Origin of the sequence: Sphingobacterium sp. UBA2610 (genome assembly GCF_002339225.1) — a bacterium.
Lineage (GTDB): Bacteria > Bacteroidota > Bacteroidia > Sphingobacteriales > Sphingobacteriaceae > Sphingobacterium > Sphingobacterium multivorum.
In genome coordinates, this window is sequence record NZ_DDKA01000008.1 from 55,181 (window position 1) to 74,157 (window position 18,977).

General features: G+C 43.3%; 17 protein-coding genes. 5 read left to right on the forward strand and 12 right to left on the reverse strand.

Features of this window, described 5'->3' with window-relative positions; all coding sequences use genetic code 11:
* Positions 1-11: 11 nt before the first annotated feature.
* From B4Z47_RS05535 to B4Z47_RS05580, 10 genes are all read right to left on the reverse strand, one after another.
* Positions 12-1,988, reverse strand: coding sequence for a PAS domain-containing sensor histidine kinase (locus B4Z47_RS05535; RefSeq protein WP_286727004.1), 1,977 nt, complete (start codon positions 1,986-1,988; stop codon positions 12-14).
* A 366-nt stretch (positions 1,989-2,354) separates the two neighbouring features.
* The gene (locus B4Z47_RS05540; RefSeq protein ID WP_286727006.1) at positions 2,355-3,773 is read right to left on the reverse strand and encodes an SDR family oxidoreductase; all 1,419 of its coding nucleotides are present in this window, start codon (positions 3,771-3,773) and stop codon (positions 2,355-2,357) included.
* A 285-nt stretch (positions 3,774-4,058) separates the two neighbouring features.
* Complete coding sequence (locus tag B4Z47_RS05545) at positions 4,059-5,051, reverse strand: ABC transporter permease (protein ID WP_286727007.1); 993 nt, start codon at positions 5,049-5,051, stop codon at positions 4,059-4,061.
* A complete protein-coding gene (locus B4Z47_RS05550; protein ID WP_236560214.1) occupies positions 5,014-6,015 on the reverse strand; it encodes an ABC transporter ATP-binding protein in 1,002 nt (333 codons plus the stop codon). The genes B4Z47_RS05545 and B4Z47_RS05550 overlap by 38 nt, the downstream gene beginning before the upstream one ends.
* Positions 6,016-6,036: 21 nt before the next feature.
* On the reverse strand, positions 6,037-6,891 hold the full coding sequence (locus B4Z47_RS05555) for an NEW3 domain-containing protein (protein WP_112376333.1): 855 nt from the start codon (positions 6,889-6,891) through the stop codon (positions 6,037-6,039).
* Positions 6,892-7,100: 209 nt separating this feature from the next.
* On the reverse strand, positions 7,101-7,391 hold the full coding sequence (locus B4Z47_RS05560) for a hypothetical protein (RefSeq protein ID WP_112376334.1): 291 nt from the start codon (positions 7,389-7,391) through the stop codon (positions 7,101-7,103).
* Between the two features lie 76 nt (positions 7,392-7,467).
* On the reverse strand, positions 7,468-7,914 hold the full coding sequence (locus B4Z47_RS05565) for an Hsp20/alpha crystallin family protein (RefSeq protein WP_075992936.1): 447 nt from the start codon (positions 7,912-7,914) through the stop codon (positions 7,468-7,470).
* A gap of 259 nt (positions 7,915-8,173) precedes the next feature.
* Positions 8,174-9,235: a fatty acid desaturase family protein gene (locus tag B4Z47_RS05570; RefSeq protein ID WP_159332979.1), complete on the reverse strand. Its 1,062-nt coding sequence runs from the start codon at positions 9,233-9,235 to the stop codon at positions 8,174-8,176.
* A 310-nt stretch (positions 9,236-9,545) separates the two neighbouring features.
* Positions 9,546-10,457 (reverse strand): helix-turn-helix domain-containing protein, encoded by a 912-nt coding sequence (locus B4Z47_RS05575; RefSeq protein WP_112376335.1) that lies wholly within the window; start codon positions 10,455-10,457, stop codon positions 9,546-9,548.
* 65 nt (positions 10,458-10,522) lie between these two features.
* Positions 10,523-11,326, reverse strand: a complete 804-nt coding sequence (locus B4Z47_RS05580) for an SDR family oxidoreductase (RefSeq protein WP_112376601.1) — start codon at positions 11,324-11,326, stop codon at positions 10,523-10,525.
* A 279-nt stretch (positions 11,327-11,605) separates the two neighbouring features.
* Between B4Z47_RS05580 and B4Z47_RS05585 the strand changes: the two genes are divergently transcribed.
* Positions 11,606-11,866, forward strand: a complete 261-nt coding sequence (locus B4Z47_RS05585; RefSeq protein ID WP_112376336.1) for a hypothetical protein — start codon at positions 11,606-11,608, stop codon at positions 11,864-11,866.
* Between the two features lie 63 nt (positions 11,867-11,929).
* Here B4Z47_RS05585 and B4Z47_RS05590 read toward each other — a convergent pair whose 3' ends face one another.
* Together B4Z47_RS05590 and B4Z47_RS05595 are read right to left on the reverse strand one after the other, a co-directional pair.
* Entirely contained in the window at positions 11,930-12,853 is a 924-nt protein-coding gene (locus B4Z47_RS05590) for a helix-turn-helix domain-containing protein (protein ID WP_112376602.1), read from the reverse strand.
* Between the two features lie 78 nt (positions 12,854-12,931).
* On the reverse strand, positions 12,932-13,927 hold the full coding sequence (locus B4Z47_RS05595) for an aldo/keto reductase (protein WP_112376337.1): 996 nt from the start codon (positions 13,925-13,927) through the stop codon (positions 12,932-12,934).
* Between the two features lie 330 nt (positions 13,928-14,257).
* Here B4Z47_RS05595 and B4Z47_RS05600 point away from each other — a divergent pair, with 330 nt between their 5' ends.
* The 4 genes from B4Z47_RS05600 (at position 14,258) to mdlD (ending at position 18,586) form a co-directional block, all read left to right on the forward strand.
* Entirely contained in the window at positions 14,258-14,908 is a 651-nt protein-coding gene (locus tag B4Z47_RS05600) for a transcriptional regulator (RefSeq protein WP_201639145.1), read from the forward strand.
* Positions 14,909-15,060: 152 nt separating this feature from the next.
* Positions 15,061-15,837: an SDR family NAD(P)-dependent oxidoreductase gene (locus B4Z47_RS05605; RefSeq protein ID WP_286727013.1), complete on the forward strand. Its 777-nt coding sequence runs from the start codon at positions 15,061-15,063 to the stop codon at positions 15,835-15,837.
* A 58-nt stretch (positions 15,838-15,895) separates the two neighbouring features.
* Positions 15,896-16,822: a helix-turn-helix domain-containing protein gene (locus B4Z47_RS05610; protein WP_112376339.1), complete on the forward strand. Its 927-nt coding sequence runs from the start codon at positions 15,896-15,898 to the stop codon at positions 16,820-16,822.
* Between the two features lie 444 nt (positions 16,823-17,266).
* Positions 17,267-18,586, forward strand: coding sequence for an NAD(P)-dependent benzaldehyde dehydrogenase MdlD (gene mdlD / locus B4Z47_RS05615; protein ID WP_112376340.1), 1,320 nt, complete (start codon positions 17,267-17,269; stop codon positions 18,584-18,586).
* Positions 18,587-18,977 lie beyond the last annotated feature (391 nt).

Below are 18,977 nucleotides of genomic sequence, written 5' to 3' on the forward strand. Positions count from 1 at the left end.
ATAATATTATATTATTGAGCTGGAAGCCGTACCTTAAATGTGGTTCCTCCGGCCGAGTTGCTCTCCACAGCGATATGTCCATTATGCAGTTCTACAATTTCACGGCAGAGATACAGTCCTATGCCAAATCCCGAAATTGTTCCGACCTTATCTTTTCCTGCCCTGTAAAATCGCTCGAATATCTGATCCCGGTCTTCTTCGGCAATACCCATACCCTCGTCACTGACAAAAATTTCGATAACGTTATTTGCCTTGGGCGAATAACCAAATGTAATCTGGGTTCCTATCGGCGAATATTTGGCCGCATTTTCCACAAGGTTTTGGACTACCTGCGAAATCTTGTTGGGGTCAGCAGCAATGGATAGACTTTGCGTCAGGTCAGCGACAATCTGATGGGTGTTGATCCTCAATTTAAATTCATCTTCAAGTTCAGCAAATAATTCCTTCAGATCAAACACTTCTCTTTCGATCATCATTCTGCCGGAGTCGAATCGCGAGATGTTCAAGAATCCATTGATTAAGTTCTTCATATTGCGAACTTGTCGAAGGGATTTCATTGTAATGTTTTGGTAATTCGTGTTTGCTGTAAGGATTGCCTGACGCTGCATTAATTGAAGATAGGCGTTTATGGAGGTCAGCGGTGTCTTCAATTCATGGCTAACGATGCTTATAAAATCATTTTTCCGCTGTTCCTCAGCTTTCTGTTCGGTAATATCCCGTAAAGTACCATTGAGGCTGGCAGCGTTTCCCTTGGCATCATAAAACACTTTACCGCGTGCCTGCACGAGTCTGCCTTTGGGATCTTGTGGATTTAGGATACGGTATTCAATAAAGTAATTGCCATCTGACTCTTGGCTAAGTGCATCAGTTATAGCAGCCATTACACGTTCCTGATCCTGTTCTGCAATGGAAGCAATAGCAGCTGATAAATCCAGCTGCTCTTCATTGGCCAAACCAAACCATGATTTTAACAGGGCGTTTCCGGAGAACAGATTATTTTGGGGCTCGTAATAGAACGTCGCAAGCTCGCCGGCATCTATTGCCATGGACAGCATGTGTTGATCTTTTTCACTTTTCCGCCGTTCAAGGACTTGGTCGGTAATATCTTCCAGGATAATCAGAATTCCCGTGACTTTATTGTCAGCTGAAAAAATAGGTTGATAAATCGAGTTTACAATTGCCTCCCGCAGCCCATCATTGTGACGCAGCAATATGGAAAGTTCATTGTTTGTTTTCCGTTCGCCTTTTTCGAACGCTTCCCGGAGCCACTGATTCACTGGCTGGCCTTGCAGTTCGGGCCTTGCGATTTCGTGGGGCCGGCCCTGCACATCGGCTAACTGATGCCCCCAGATTTTTAATATGGTCGGATTGGCTATGTCAATGATTAACTCCGGTCCCTTCAGCATCGCTATGCCAACAGGTGCCTGCTCAATAATTGTCCGTACTTGCTCACGGCTTTCTGCCAGAAGTTGTAAGGAACTGTTGAGTTCATCGTTTGTAGCGGTCAATTCTTCGAGCGTTGCCGCCATTTCCTCCATCAGCCCTTGTTCCTTTTTTTCTTTTTTCTGTATCTGTTGCTGATGCTGCCTTCTTAAAGTAACGTTGCGGGCGGTGTTTAAAATACACCATGTTTTATTGTTTTCGTCTAATAGGGCTCTGTATTCATAATCGAAATAATCAGTCACCGGAACACCATTCTTGATGAGCCGGGCTGGTGCCTCGGTAACGGAATAGGATTTACCCGTACGCCAAACCTCTTGCAGAATAGCTAAGAACGGCTGATCTTCCAGTTCGGGAATAGCACTGATCAGCGCTTTGCCAATAACGGATGCGTCTTTGCCCCAAAGGGAAAGCATGCCCGCATTGGCAAACTGGATGGTCATCTCTGTTCCAGTATAGATTGATGTAGGCTCGGGAGAACAACTCAATGCCTGTAAGATAAAGTCTTCGCCAAATGAGGCACTACCAAATTTTTTCTTGATGTCCATTAGACCAAAGATAAAGAATACATTTTATAGCGTAACACATTATTTTCCGCTCTGGGAAGTAAAGTCTTGAAGAAAGTCGAACTGTGTGCTTTCTTTATAAAAATCCTAGCGAAAAGTTACCTAAGGCTTCGCATAAGGTAATCGTTCAATCCGGCCTGTGGTATGATAGGTGTCAAGACCGCTAGAGGTAACTGTCCCGGCTTCTTCGATAGCGATATAACCATCCTCTTTTAAGCAGTTATCGGGCACGAAAGCTGTTTGTAACTTTTAAAGTCGCCCAGCGAGTTTATAAAATTTGTTCTGTATCTTCTTTCAAATGCCGCAATTGCGTTCTCATTATAAATCATCGTTTATGAATTCTTATTTTTAAGGTTTAGCTATTCTATTTATCATGCCCCTAAATATGAAGCCGTGAAAAGGCCATACGGCATACCAATAGAGCCTTCCGGCAAGGCCCAGGGGTCTAAAGGTCGCGGTCTGCAGCAGGATATTATCTTCGATTTTAAATTCTAGCCATGCTTCTCCAGGAAGTTTCATTTCGGCATAAAGGAGTAATCTTTTCGTGGTTCTATCGGCGATCAGTACGCGCCAAAAATCAAGTGCATCACCTGCAGCCAGATCGCTTTTATTTTTTCGCCCTCTCCGTATACCCACTCCGCCGACCAATTGATCCATGAATCCACGGATTTTCCAGAGCCAGTTGCCATAATACCAGCCAGAATTTCCTCCAATGGACCAGATTTTGGTCAATGATGCTTCACTATTGTGGAGGGGAACCGAGCGAACATCCCTAAAGCAACCATAACTGGGCACTTCCAGTAGCCTGCTGAGGCCGCCCGATAAAATGTGACTGGTCTGTGCGTCTTTCCAGCTGGAAACCACATTGTCGCTTTCAATTTTTTGAAAAGCTAATTGGATGGATTGCCTGTAATTGATCAACGTAATACTGAGTTCTTCCGCCAGATTATTGGGTTTACAGATCACTTCTACTTTCATGCTATCGACTAGGTTTTTGGCCAGGTTATAAGACGTCGAGGTAACAAAATAGAGCCAGTAGGAGGAAAGCCGCGGCGTCATGAGCGGGATAACAAAGATCTGTCGCCTAAGTTTTCGTTCGGCAGCATATTGCAGCAGCAACTCTTTGTAGCTAAGGATGTCTGGCCCCCCGATATCATAGCTTTTGTTAAAGGTATGCGGGTTGGCGATAACACCGATCATAAATTCGATCACGTTGCGTATGGCGATGGGCTGACATTTCGTCTGCAGCCATTTTGGCGTAATCATAACCGGGAGTTTTTCCACAAGATCCCGAATAATCTCGAAAGATGCGCTTCCCGAGCCAACAATGATGCCGGCCCGCAAGGTGGTGATCGGAATCCGTCCGCTTGCCAGGATGTTTTCTACGTTTCTTCTCGAGTCGAGATGCTTCGATAAGTGATCTGAATTAATTATTCCACTCAGATAAATGATCTGTTGCGCGCTGGTTTTTTCCATAAAGTTGCGGAAGTTGGTCGCACATTGCGCTTCCATTTGCTGGAAATCACCTGACTGCGTCGCCATGGAATGGATCAGGAAATAAGCAATATCAATTTTAAGTGGAATTTCTTTCAGACTTTCGTTATCCAGGAAATCGACTTCAACAACTTGAACATGCCCCGGAATTGCCGAGGTATCAAAACGATTCTTATCTCTTACACAACAAATAATTTCATGCCCCTGTTCTAACAACACAGGCAAAAGACGTTTTCCAATATACCCCGTCACTCCGGTCAATAGAATTTTCATAGCCTGATTTGTTAAGTTCAGCTGTTATTAACTGTATATAAATATACCAAAATACCACCTAAATTGTTTTTATTTCGTGTGTTTTTATTCTAATGTAGCAAGGCGCACGCTATTGATCTTTTCTTTTTTCAGTAAGCAAAACATTAATTGCAACATCCTGTGTACTGCGTTTTTGGCGCTGCCCCGGCTTCGGCCAGTTTCAGTGAGGGATAATAAAGGCGCACAAGAGCGTGCGCCTTATAGTTTATGAATGCAGTTTTTAACAAGCTGCTTTGGTGGAAACACTTAACTTCTGATTTCCCTTCGCATAAAAATGTAATAGGACCAGGCAAAACAGATCATCATGGCTGCGCAGAGTCCACTGACCTGTGGCCAGACCATCAGAAAACTATCCCGAAAGGAAAGCGGTGCGGGGATGGCACCGACCATCTGTTCCATGGAAATGGGACCTAAGCTGCGTACCGAGGGCATCAATAGGGTAGTGGTGGCATCGGTATAGAGCTGGCTCGGTGATAAGCGGAGCAGATTTAAGATGAGCTCATTATAGCCGATGTACTCCTGCTCCGAAATATAATTGGGATTGGGCAAAAAGGGACGTATTGCCAGATTGACCAGGATAGGAAAGAATACCGTAAAAAACAACCAGATGCCGATCGCGGTAAGTGCTGAGGTGGCCGGCTGGCGAAAGCGTATCGACAACAGAATGGAAAGGCTCAGCCAGAAGGCAACATAGAGCACACTGATCAAGGTAAAACCGAAGATACGCAGCAACTCCTGGGGTTCTATCCGGACACCTGTACCCAGGAGACCGCCGCCGATCATCAGCATGACCAGCGCAACAAATAATGTACCCACCACGGCCAGTGGCGCCAGAAATTTGGCGAAAAGCAGGTTGTCTCGGTAAATCGGCTGCGCCAGCAAACGGGTGAGTATTCCGTTGTTGTATTCTGCATTGACGGCGTCAAAACCGAGGGCTATGCCCAGTAGTGGCGCTAGAAAGTTTAAAAAAACATGAAATGGCGGAATGGAATTATCCGTTGTGGTCAGTAGCTTGAGATAAAGAAATGACTGATCAGGATCGCGCATATTGCTGACAGCGTCCTTGAGCCCCATGGATGAAACGTAGAGGGATGCGCCGAAAGTCAGTACGATGAGCAGGATCAGTATAATAAAACGCCAGCTGCGGATATGTGCCGCAATTTCTTTGCGGACCAGCACCTGCATCGGAAAGGATGGCCGTTTATTGGTATCTTTTGAAGAAACCCTTGGATTTTTCATAGGCATTATCTGTAGTTATGCTGTTCTCAAAATATGTATTATAAATATCGTCGAGCTGGTAGTCGTTGCGGTTCACGGAAACGATATCAGCGCCATTGTTTACCAGCATGCGTACCGCTAGTGCTGTCATATCGCTGTCTGTCTTTAATTCGATCGTAAATCCGTTCACTTTAAGATCACGGAGTCCGGGCAGGGTCTTTAATGCTTCTTCAAACCGTTTGGAATCACCTTGGGCATGGTCAAGGGTAATGACGGTACTGATACCTTTCTGCTGCTGCAGGTTATGGGCAAGGCTTTCGAGCGATCCTTCAACCAGTAATTTTCCGCCAACAAAAATACCCACCCGATCGCATACACGCTGCACCTGGTGGAGGTGGTGTGAAGAAAGCAGTACCGTTAGGTTATGCTCCCTGCTGAGCTGCTTGATGAGCTCAAGGAATTCGTCAACACCCTTGGGATCAATGCCCAGTGTAGGCTCATCAAGGATGGCAATCTCGGGAGCCTTGATCAGCACTTCGGCCAAGCCTAGACGTTGTTTCATACCGCGGGAAAAAGCGCTCGTTTTTTTATGCATTTCCCGTTCGAGTCCCACGATATGTAACATGTCTTTTGCAGAAGCTTGTGCATAGGATTCCGAAAGACCATTTAATCTGGCAATAAAGCTTAGGTTTTCCAGCGCTGTCATATCCGGGTAGAAACCTACGTTGTCGGGCAGGTAGCCGACTTTTCGTTTCACGGCGATCGGATTGCGCGTGGCATTATGGCCACAGACATAGGCTGTGCCGGAAGTGGGTTCGGTCAGGCCCAGCATCATGAGGATGCTGGTTGTCTTGCCGGCACCATTGGGGCCGAGCAGGCCAAAGATCTCTCCGGGATAAATGTGCAGGTCCAACTGATCTACAGCGGTTACTTTGCCGTAGCTTTTTGTCAGGCCTGTCAATTGAATGATAGGATCCTTCATCATGATAATCTTTTTGTAGCGCCCTTATCTGCGGCCGTATTTGCGGATGAGAAAATACACCAAACCAATGGCCAATACAATGACAAGCATACCGATCCAGCCAGAAAGCAAAGAAGTTTTCACAATCATACGGAATGAAATGTCGGCGCTACTATTGGATGATTTGATCTCAAATTTGGAAGCATAGTCACCGGCAATAGTTTTGTCGGGAACTTTTAGGTTGACTTTGACGTCAATAGATTTCCCTGCTTCGAGCTGTTTGATGTTCGACGGATCGAAGCTTGCCTCCCATCGGCTGGGTAATTGGGACGTCAGTTCCAAGGTATTGAGTGGCAGGGTGCCCGTGTTTTTGACTTTAAGTAGAATTTCCTTGCTGCTGCCGGATACGACTTCGTCGCTCAGCCGCCCGCTGGGGGTGGTCAACTCCAGGGCATAGGAGCCTTTGACGACTGCTTCGAGCTCAAGCTTTAAGGTATCGGTCGGGGAGATCGCCCGTACCGGAATTTTATATTTATCGGGCTTGGCCGTGATCGGACAGCTGATTTCAATGCTGATTTCCTGTGTCTTATTGGGCTGCATCTGAAGGGAAGTCACTTGGGAGCCTTCTACGCGGTAGCTAATCTGCCATCCATCGGGTAGCTGGGCATTCAGGTTATAGTTAACCAATTGAGCAGATCCGTTGGTCAAGGTCGTCGTATAACGAAAAGGTTCGTTGCTGGGGGCCTCAATATTGACAAGCCTCGCTTCGAAACCGGATTTGAGGGGCTTCAAGGCCTGCCCCGATAGATAGAAACTGTTAGCCAGCACAATAAGTGCGATAAGAAATGGCCTGAAAGAAAAACGTCGGTCTGTGTTTGTAATTAGTAATTCTGTTAACATGATCCAATAACTAAAATTTATATTTAAATAGAATATTAGCTTTTAAAAAATGTCGGTTTGGGTATCAGCTACCTTTTTGAAAAACCGCACCCAAATTAAAAATCAATTTGATAAAAATCAAGATTGAAATAAAAAAAATAGTGTAAAAAAAATGTGTTTAAATGGTCTGTAAGCTGGTAGATCGTGTTGTATGCTAAAATGCACTCCCATCAGTCAAAGTTTACTGAGCGGAAGGTTTTCTTGATGATAATCTTGGTGTTCTCGGCCAACTCATCCAGTGTACAGTGGATGGATCGTAATTGTGTCCTCGAAGTCGCTGTGTCGTTCAGGAGAAGATTGATGCGAAGACGTCTGCTGTCTGAGGCTTCAGGCTCACCGCGCAGTTCATCAAACAATTCATGAATAATCTTTTCGCAGCTTTTTTGGTCAAAACTGGCGATAGTGATATAATGTCCGTGGCTGTACATCTGTAATTCAATATAGTAATTCGACGTTTTCATAATCTTCGTTTTAAAGATTGAAAAAAATAGGTTAGCCTCCGTGGGAGGCTAACCATTAAAATTTGCTATTTGGATCTTAGGATATTTCGATCATCCGCGGTTCTTTCTGTTTGGCTTCTTCTTTCTTCGGTATTGTCAATCTGAGCATGCCATTTTCATAGTGTGCCTGGATATTGTCCTGATCGACAACCTCCTTTTGAAGTTCGAAGCTGCGTTGGAAAGATTGGTAGCTGAACTCCCGGCGGGTGTAGTTGTCCTTATGCTCCTCGTTTTGTTCCTCCTTAGCCGAGGATATGGTTAAGAGGTTGCCGTCGAGGGTCACCTTGAAATCGCCTTTGGCCATGCCGGGTGCGGCGACCTCCACTTCGAAGCTGTCTGCGTTTTCCTTGATGTTGACCGCAGGAACGGTGGTACTTGTTGATGAGTAATTTTTGTTGTCCCAGTTTAAAAGCTCGCGGTTAAAATTATCAAACATGGGCGAAAAAAGTGAAAAATTGTTCCAGTTTCTTTTTGCAAGTTTCATAGTAACCTCCTTTTAATGAAGTATAACAATAATTAAAATCTATCAGCCGGCCGACTGTATTAAAAATCTCACAAAAAAAGTACCGAGCTTAAAAAACTGAAATTTTTGCAGCAAAACTGTCAAATTTTACCTGATAAATTGACAGAAAAGATATACGCTCTGTACAACATACCGAAAATTTGCTGGAAGCTGCCCACTTCGATGGCACATAATGGCCATAGGGGGGCAAGGGAAATGAAGCGACTAGCTAATAACTAGGTTATTTTGACATGGCCTCCAGCACTTTTAAATGCGATCTAAATGCTGTCCAGAAGCTCCGAAACTCGTTGTATTTTATTTTATATTCCTTGCAGGTCTGCTTCACAATCCTATTGAGCGCAGGATAATGCACATGGCTGATCTTTGGAAAAAGGTGATGTTCAACCTGAAAATTGAGACCGCCAAGCAACCAGGTAAGTACCTTGCTACCCGTAGCAAAATTTGCGGTGGACTGAATCTGATGAATCATCCATTCTTCTTCGACCTTTGACTGGTCAATGGTTTTGAATTCGGTTTCTTCCACCACATGGGCCAGCTGGAATACTGTGGCCAGACTCATACCACACACAGTACCAGCAATCAGCAAACCGATAAGTGTGGGCAGCCACCCGACGAAAATGATCGGAATAATGACAAATAAGCTGAAGTGAATTAGCTTACTGACCCAAAAAATAATACGCTCTTTGACCGGAAAATGAAATTGCTCCGTTTTATGTCCCATGCGCCCACAGAAATATTTCTCATAATCCTGATAAAAGATCCACGCTAAATAGGAGATTCCATAGAGCAGCGGAAAATAAAAACGCTGATAGCGATGGTGTTTCCGAAGTTTCTGGTCGTGGTGTATACGCATAAACTTTACTTCGATATCGTGATCTTCGCCATCGATATTTGTATAGGTGTGGTGTGCAATATTATGTTTGAGCTTCCAAAAGTAGATATTGCCGCCCAGTAGATTGAGCGAGTAGGAGAGCACAGTATTCAGGTTTTTATTGTCTGAAAAAGAATTGTGCCCAGCATCGTGCATAATGTTAAAACCAATCGCAGCGAGGTTAGCGCCGAAAATGATACATAATGCTATTGCAACACTCCAATGCAAAGGTGCGAATACCAGAAGGAGATACAATACCGCAAAGCTGATCAGGAGGATAGCGGCTTTCAGATAGATTTTACGATTCCCGGTTCTTGGCTGAAGTGAATTTTGAAAATAGTTATTGATTTTTTGTTTTAACGTTTTAGAGAACAATGTATTTACATTGCTGAATTTTACAGACTGGGACATTTGGATTTTTACTCGAGAGATATGCTTAATTTTTATAACGTTCGATCTTGAGCGATAGAACAATGTAAATATACGCTATAAAATTTGAAAGATCCCGGTAGTAAAGTTAAAGATTGTTAAAGGTCATTCTGCCATCCTTGATTTCCCATGGTCCGGAAGATACACCTTTTGAATTTTTGAAGCCTCCGGTATTTATCCCGCGCCAACGTATCCTGCGCGCTAATTAACTATTCCACATCGGTTTGCCGGAGCGCAGGTTTCTTTAAATGTAACACACAACTCGCACTAAAATTTATTTTACACTGTTCTGTCAGTTAAACGATTGCCTGAACGCTAAAGGTGAAACATTGGTTTTTTTCTTAAACAGTTTGTTGAACGATTGCGGATGTTCAAAACCGAGTTTGTAGGCAATTTCGGCCACGGAAAGGCTTGTCGCCGTGAGTTGTTCCTTGGCTTCTTCAATTAACTTATCGTGAATGTGCTGCTGTGTGTTTTTACCGGTAACTGAACGTAGTAAATCGCTTAAATAACGTGCTGATACATGGAGGCTTTCGGCTAAATACTCTACGGTTGGAAGCCCCTGTTTTAGGGTTTCTTCGCTGTCGAAATAATCGTCCAGCAATTTTTCCAATTGGGTCAGCAGCGCATGGTTAACCGCTTTCCTAGTAATGAATTGACGCTCATAGAAGCGGTTGCTGTATTGCAAGATCATATCAATTTGCGACAAAATAATATCTTGGGTATGCTTGTCGATATGCTGATATTCTTGTTCGATTTTAAGAAAAATTTCTATAATGTCTTTTTCTTCCCGTTCGGAGAGATGTAATGCTTCGTTAAGCGCATACGAAAAGAAATTGTAGTTTTTTATTTTAGTCGCTAGGGGATGGATATACAAAAAATCAGGGTGGAATAGCAGCATGTAACCTTTTCCGCATTCGACATTCATCTTTCTGATTTCGGCAATCGTTAACGATTGAATCTGCTTGGGCGCAATAAAATTCATTGTTCCTTTGTCGAAATCGTAATACTGTTGGCCGTACTTTATTTTTGCAGTAACATCTTTTTTGAGCGAAATACTGTAAAAATTCACGTAGAACTGCTCCCAGATGTCGCTTTCATCGGGTTTAATTCCAGCTACATCAATTACACTGACGAGCGGATGTAATGGGGCCGGCAAGGACAATTGCCGATGAAATTCGGATATGGAATTGATACTATGCATCCTGTTTTTGTTATACAAATTTACAAAAAACAACTGCCTCGCAAGGCAGTTGCTGATTTAAAAAATTAGGCATCAAATTGTTTTGCAATTTCTTGCCTGAACGCTTCTTTTCCGATTTGTAATCGTCTTTCATAGAGTGCATGTGCATCTTCGCCTGCCAGATAACGTACCTGATCTTTATTGTCCGTGGCGGCTTCATACACCACTTGGGCAATTTGCTCGGCTGTGGATGCATTTTGCATCATCAGACCCATTTGTTCGAACAGTTTGTCTTCAATGTCCTGATAGTCCGAAGCTCGGTTTAGATCCAAAGAACGACCTGCAAAATCTGTCGCTATTCCTCCCGGAGCAACTGTTTTGATGGCTATTCCAAATTTTTTCAGTTCAAAGGACATGCTTTCGCTCCAGCCCTCCAAGGCGAATTTTGTGGCATGATACATCGAATGTATCGGGAACCCCATAAATCCACCAATTGATGTGGTTGAAATAAATAAACCACTTTTCTGTGCTCTAAAATGGGGGATAAAGGCTTGTGTAACCCGCAATACACCCAACAGATTCGTGTTGATTTGGCGAAGTATCTTTTCGTCGCTCAACGTTTCAAAGGCACCCATTAAACCATAACCTGCATTATTGAAAACGACATCAATGTTACTTATAGCGATCGCTTTTGCTACAGTTTCTTTGATCTGGGCCGGATCGGTAACATCCAATTTTAATAGCCTGATGTTTTCGATCCCGGTAAGTTCGGTTTCATTTTCAGGATTTCGCATGGTTGCGATCACATTCCAACCCGCCTGTTGAAATAATTTGGCAGTTGCTTTTCCCAAACCGGAAGAAGCTCCTGTAATGAAAATTGTCTTTTGCATGCTGTTATTGTTTGATTCCATACCACAAATGTCTAAAGAAGGCATCGGGTAACTGTTGCCAAATTGAGCTTGATTGTAGCCAAAATGACGAAATCAAAATGTGTGAAAAAAATCATCGCCAATGGAGCAGGAAATTCATCGACTTTGGCACGATTATTTGTTGATATTCGTTATAAAAACGATGCAATGTTAAGCTGATTTTTGCTCAATTTTATACTTTTTGGCGTATTCGTATTGGCGTAATTGCTGTATTTTAAAAATTTTAGAAGATCTATATTTATGCAAGGCACAATTGACGGGATAAGCGGGGAACCACATCGTTCACAGGTGTTCCGTTTAACTTACAAAGGACAGGATTATCAACTGGTGTTGTTGAAAAAGTCTTTATCAAAGCTCGATACGGAATTGCCAATTTCGCTTGATGGAATTGATCAAAAAATCGTAAAAAAAGGCGACCACTGGTTTTTTGAAAATAGACACTCCGATCAGCATTTTGCGACAGAAATCTGGCGCAATTTATCGCTTCGATATCGCCTTTAAGGTAAAAATTCTACTGTATGGTGGCCCGCAGCTCAATATACAGCAGATTTTAAGGATGTTATATTAGCTTGAGGCCATCTTCCGTCTAAACTCCAGCGGTGAGAGCTCCGTTTTCTTTTTGAATAAACGATTGAGTGACTGTGGCTGTTCAAAACCCAGCTGATAGGCAATTTCGGCAACGGAAAGTTCCGACCTGGACAGCAGATCTTTCGCTTTTTCAATAAGTTTATGTTGGATATGGTTCTGCGCACTTTCACCGGTCTGCAACCGTAATAAATCGCTTAAATAGTTTTTCGACATATTCAGCCGCTCAGCAAAGTAACCCACTTGGGGTAAACCCTTGTGTTCGGTTTCGGCTTCAAAATACTGATCCAGCAATTGTTCAAACCGGCTCACCAAGGGTACATCGTGTACCTTACGCGTAATAAACTGCCGGTTATAAAACCGCTGCGAATACACCAGCAGCAGTTCGATGAAACTGACAATGGCATCCTGGCTATAGCTGTCGATCGGACTGTCATATTCGCTTAAGATCCCTTTTCCGATGTTTCGGATCTGCTCTTTTTCCCGGTCGGACAGAAAAAGTGCTTCGTTGACTTCGTAATCGAAAAAACTGTAGCTGCCGATTTTGTGTGCCAGGTCATAGGTGCGGATAAAATCGGGATGGAAAACAAGGGAATAACCTACTTCGGCATGGGCAGTATCGGGATCAACACTGATCGTCTGCCCGGGTTTAAAGAAGGTCATCAGGCCTTCCCGGAAGTCGTACTGATGTGGGCCATAACCCAATACGCATTGTGCATCTTCTTTGATGGAAATGCAGTACAGGTTGAGCTGAAAGGTGGTCTCGACCGTTGGATGTATATGCTTGTTTTTGGAGAAATCGGTGATGCTAAAAAGCGGATGCTGCGGTTTGGGCAACTGCAGCGCTTCATGATAGTCAGCGATACTATTGATCCTGATCAGTACGGGTTCTTTCTTTGACATGCTCTTTTTGCCTGTTAAATAATAGACTAATTTAAGTAAAATGCCATGCGCTTTCTGCTCGCATGGCATTTATATTTTTTAAGATTGCAGCGGAATACTTACATCGCGGGATCCGGTATCCAGTCCGATCGGCAGAATAGCCTCAATGCGTTGCAGCTCTTCGGCGGTCAATAGGATGTCTGTAGCGGCGATATTCTGCTCCACATAGCGCACTCTTTTTGTCCCCGGTATCGGCACGATTCCTTTTTGGATCAGCCAGGCAAGGGCCAGCTGGGACGAGGTAACGTCTTTTTCTTTTCCAATCTGTTCGAGTTCACGCACCAGATCGAGGTTTTTATAAAACTGTTCGCCCTGAAACCTCGGGATAAGTCTGCGGAAATCATCTTCGGGAATATCGTCCGGCGACTTGATCTCACCCGTGATAAATCCACGGCCCAAAGGGGAGTAGGCGACCAGGCCTATACCCAGCTCCTGTGTCAGATCGTATACGCCATTGGTCTCTACTTCGCGTCCGAACAGGGAGATTTCATTCTGCACAGCCGTGATCGGGAAGGTCGCATGTGCCTTGCGGATCTGCTCGGCACTAACTTCCGAAATGCCCAGGTACCTGACCTTGCCCGCTGTGACCAGCTCGCCCATGGCACCTACGGTTTCCTCAATGGGTACATTCGGGTCGGGGCGGTGCATATAATAGAGGTCAATCACATCGGTATCGAGGTTTTTCAGCGAGCGCTCGATAGACTTTCGGATATAATCTGGCCGACCATTGATACGCCAGGTCACCTGGCCCTTATCATCAATCTCAAAGCCGAACTTGCTGGCGAGGATGTAATCGTTCCGCTTGCCGCTTATGGCCCTAGAGATCAACCTTTCGTTTTCAAAGGGTCCATACAGATCGGCCGTATCCAAAAAGTTACCTCCCAGTTCCAATGACCGGTGGATGGTGGCTATGGATTCTTTTTCGTCGGCCTTGCCGTAGATATCGCCAGTGGACGCAAAACTGCTCATCCCCATACAGCCTAAGCCGATCATTGGAATTTCAAGTCCCTGCGTGCCTAATTTTCTTGTTTTCATCTGCTTCTTATTTTTGTTACCCAAAATTACGAAGCAGCGCCTGCAGCATGTTTACCCCAATTACGGAAACTTGTAACTGAATTACGGATCTAATCGCTAATTAAGCTACCCTGAATTTTTCTTTATAGGCATCTTCTGAAGCTTTTTTAAACGATTTGAATCTGATTAGCCAACTGTTGCGAATATGAATTAATATCCAGCGGATTGTAAATGCGATTAGCCAAATTTCGAACAACAGGAGAAAACAACTGAAAAAAAGTGTAATTTACATTAATATCAGGTCTCAAGATCAGATTTTAATCGTTTTGAAATCGCTAAATTAAAACAATTATGATGAGAAAATATGTTGGTATAATACTCTTTTTTATTGCTGCAGCGGGTAGCCTACATGCGCAAACGCTGACGACTAAATTGGTACCGATGCGTTTAGCTGCAAGTTTTGACCGCGTAAAAGAGGGCATCCCCGATATGTCCGGCCAGTTTGTCGACAGCAAGATGAAAATCACAGCCCTGAGAAGTACAGATTCGACTGCCCGATTTGAAATCGAGGAGCAGGGGATAAGCATTGAAACGGTTGTGGATAACGAAAAAGAGTATCATAAATTGGTCACTGCTGCGGCAAAAGATGTTTCCAAACCAAGTATTCATATGCTGTATACGTATTCGTTAAAGAATAAAAAATTGAAAGTACCGCCGCCGAGAAAAGTCTTTTTCTCTCCGGAGTATGGGGTAATCTGGACTTTGACGTTAAAAAAAATAGCCGAAAAGGAAACCGAAGTTGTACTTAACTACAAATCACTATCGCCTGCATTCGCCGAGAAAATCGAAAGTGAGTTTGAAAGCGACACCTATTATAGCCACAAAATCGTAAAAATCGACGTCAATGATAAGAGAATGAATCACCTGATCAAGGAGATTTTGATCAATCAGATGCATGTCGATAGGGATTATCCAGCGCCAACGTATCCCGCGCGCAATTAATTATTCCACATTAATAAATAAAGTACAGTCGCCCAACCGTTGAATCTGAATCTGAATCTACCCTTATTTTGGTTAGAAATATCCTCAATTCAGCTACAATTGACCGCCCATAGTTGCGGAACTTTGTCCTGTTACATTTAAATAAGTTTAACATGCAGACAAATGAAATAAAAGTAGCCCTAGTTACAGGTGCCAATACAGGTGTTGGTTTTCAGATTGCCAAAGCTCTTGCTGAAAATGGATATCATGTGTTTGTTGGATCACGAGATTTAGAAAAAGGAAAGGATGCCGCCAATCAGATAGAAGGTGAAGCGCATGCCATTCAGCTGGATATTACCGACAATAATTCAATCAGGAATGCTGTCAGTAAAATAGAAAATGAGTTTGGGTACCTTACTCTGCTGGTCAATAATGCGGCAATTTCAAACGCAGGGATCCCCGGCCGTACAATGTGGGAAATTCTTAGTGCCCAGAAGGCAAGCGTCACATCCATAGCTGAAATGCGCCAGGTTTGGGAAACCAATGTATTTGGCACGCTTGCCATAACACAGGCCTTATTGCCCTTCCTCCGGAATGCAAAACAATCTAGGATCGTAACCGTTTCAAGTTCTCTAGGCTCACTGACCCTGAATGCAGATCCGGACAATGCATTCCGTAGTGGATTTGATGCCGTATATGGCGCTTCGAAAACCGCTTTAAATGGTGTTTTCCTTTCTCTTGCAAATGAATTGGAAAATACAAATGTTAAGGTGCATCTGGTAAGTCCGGGTTTTACAGCGACAGCCCTGAATAACTTTGAAGGTACAGATACGGTGGAGGAAGGCTCACTTGAGCCGATACGCGTGGCACTGGCGGAAGATATACCCAATGGAAGCTTTACGGGATCGGCTACCTATCGCACAGAACAAGGGGGTCAAGTGCCGTGGTAGAATTACACAAAGGAAGACCTGTAGCTATAAGCTACAGGTTTTTTTATAAATTTATTGTATGAAAAAGAAAGAGGATAAGTTAAAACGCTTTATATCCATATCAGAGAGTCACGAAGCTTTTGGCCTACCAAAACCGCAGCATCCCCTGATTAGCTTGGTCCATTTCAATCAGGATAATCCATTCAATACCGCTATGGCTCCAATATACGATGTCCTGAGTTTCTACAAGATCACTTTTATAACAAAAAACAGCGGAAAACTCAAGTACGGCAGGGGGTACTATGATTTTAATGAAGGAAGTATGCTTTTCTTTGCGCCCAATCAATTGGTGGGCAGCACAGAATATAATAGGGATACCTATGCTTATCTGCTGCTGATTCATCCTGACTTTTTCCTGGGTTCCCCTTTAGCCCATAAAATTAGGAAGTACGGCTATTTCTCCTATTCTGTGAATGAAGCGTTACATTTATCTGATCAGGAAAGAGAAACGATGATAGCGATCTTGAATTTCATGAAAAATGAACTTGACAACCGGATAGACGAATTTAGCCAAGAAGTCATTATTTCGCAGGTGGAGTTAATGCTGAGCTACGTCAATCGGTTTTACAAGCGGCAGTTCATTACGCGAAGAAATATAAACAATGATATTCTACTGAAGGCAGAAGCGCTGTTGGATGATTATCTGGATCATGATCATTCGGTAATTCTGGGAGTGCCAACGGTCCATTTTCTTTCGGAGCGGTTGAATGTGTCTGCGGGTTATCTAAGCGATATGCTACGCTCGCTCATTGGCCAGAGCACGCAGCAGTATATCCACCATAAACTTATTGAGCGGGCAAAAGAGAAATTATCAACGACACAACTTACCGTAAATGAAATTGCTTACGAACTGGGTTTTGAGCATGCACAAAGTTTCAGCAAACTGTTTAAAAAGAAAACCGCTCAGACGCCACTGGAATTTAGAGGGATGTTTAAATCAAAGTAAAAATATATGTTCGGAGTATAACCGAGCAGATCAAGTTCTGTCTGATTGGCCCAGATTATAACCCCTTCGCTGTTGACCCAATGCAGGGATAGGGAGGTTTTATTGTTGTAACCCTTCAAAGGTATTGATGTCCGCCATAGATCTTTCAGATAGAAAATTTTATTCATGAGCCTAAAATAGGTGTTACAGTCCAGTTTTGAATGGGCAAAATTACGTACTCTGCAAGGGTAATAATAACGTTAAACTGCGGTATGAATACAGGTTTCAGCTAATATATATGACAATATTATGTTTTGCGCAATATAAAATTATTTTACCTTTGTTTTGTATCAAAGCATCTTAATCTTGTTCTACAAGATATAAAACACACTAGACACTTTTACTTTATTAAAACAAACAGTTTATGCGCTAGGTGTGTTTTAAAATGCATAAAATCACGAACAAATGACTACAGAAATTAAAAACAGAATAAAAGAAGTATTCGAAAAACAGAAAGACTTTTTCGGCACGCAAGCAACGAAGGAAATCACATTCCGTAAAAGACAGTTGCAAAATTTCCGTAAAGTTTTTGCGAGTTACACGGATGCGGTCTGTGAAGCAGTGAATATCGATCTTGGAAAAAGCAGGGCAGAAGCAGAATACGTCGAAGTTCAGATTGTTCTCGATGAACTCGACGATATGATCGAAAATATGGAAGAATGGGCAAAACCAACCTATGTCAAATCAAAACCGCATGCTTCGGGAGCGGAAGTCATCAGTAAGTACATTTATGAGCCCTACGGTGTAAACTATATTATAGGTCCCTTCAATTACCCGGTGCAGTTGACTTTCAGTCCGCTGATCGGTGCCCTGATGGCCGGAAATACGGCTATCATCAAACCTTCTGAAAACACGCCCCATGTTGCCCAGGTGATTGAAGATATTGTTAGCGAAGCTTTTGATGAACAATATGTTGCCGTTTTTCAGGGCGCTATTGAAGAAAACACCTATTTATTGAGCCTTGCTTTTGATTACATCTTTTTTACGGGAAGCCCTAATGTTGGCAAAATTGTCATGAAGGCAGCTGCCGAACAACTGATTCCGCTTACTTTGGAACTGGGCGGAAAATCCCCAACGATCGTACACCATGATGCGGATATCGAAAAAGCCGTTCAGCGCATTTCTGCCGGCAAATGGATCAATTGCGGACAGACCTGTGTTGCTCCGGATTATGTGTATGTGCATGAATCTGTGAAGGGCGCCTTTATCGATCAGTTGAAATCTTATCTTAAAGCTACGTACAACGATGAATCTTTAGGGAAAATCGGTAAGATTGTAAGTCAGCATCAGATCGGGAATTTAGCGGGATACCTGGATGCCGCTCCCGAAAAAGTTATTTATGGGGGAAAATATGATCTGGAAACACGCCATTTTGAAGCAACCTTGATGGACGATGTCAACTGGAATGACGCGGTGATGCAGCAGGAAATTTTTGGTCCGATCCTTCCTATTTTAACTTACAGCAATATCGATGAAGTGCTGAAAGAGATCAATAGCAGACCCAAGCCATTGGCGCTTTATGTGTTTTCTGAAAGTCAGCAATTTGCCGATGACGTGATCGCAAGAACCACCAGCGGCGATGCGGAGATCAATAGTACATTGATCCACGTCGGATCGCATTATCTTCCTTTCGGTGGCGTAGGTGCTTCGGGAATGGGAAAATATCACGGCAGATTTAGTCTGGAAAACTTTAGTCACCAGCGTTCGATCCTGCAGGTAAAATAGCGATAACTCACGCATACAATTCATCAAATAATCAGGACCACCCGTTAAGGTGGTCCTTTTTTTTGGTATTTCCGGATCTTATATTTCCGTTTCAACCTCAGATCGGGTTAGTTAACTGTTGAATCCTCAGATCGGGTTAGTTAACTGTTTAATTAAAATCACTTCGACCTAGCTACTCTTTCTAGCTATCGAAGCATATGGATTGATAACCACGGGACTACCTGCTATTTTGATAAGTGTGATAGCAATTGTGAAACCCTGTTTTTTTTGATTGGCAGCTCAATTATTGATATTTGGTTTGAGAGATTCTAGCGGGGTAAAATGGCTTTGAGAGGCCAGAATAAGCGCTGATAGAATCTAAACCTGTAATCCAGCACGTCCACGGCAAATC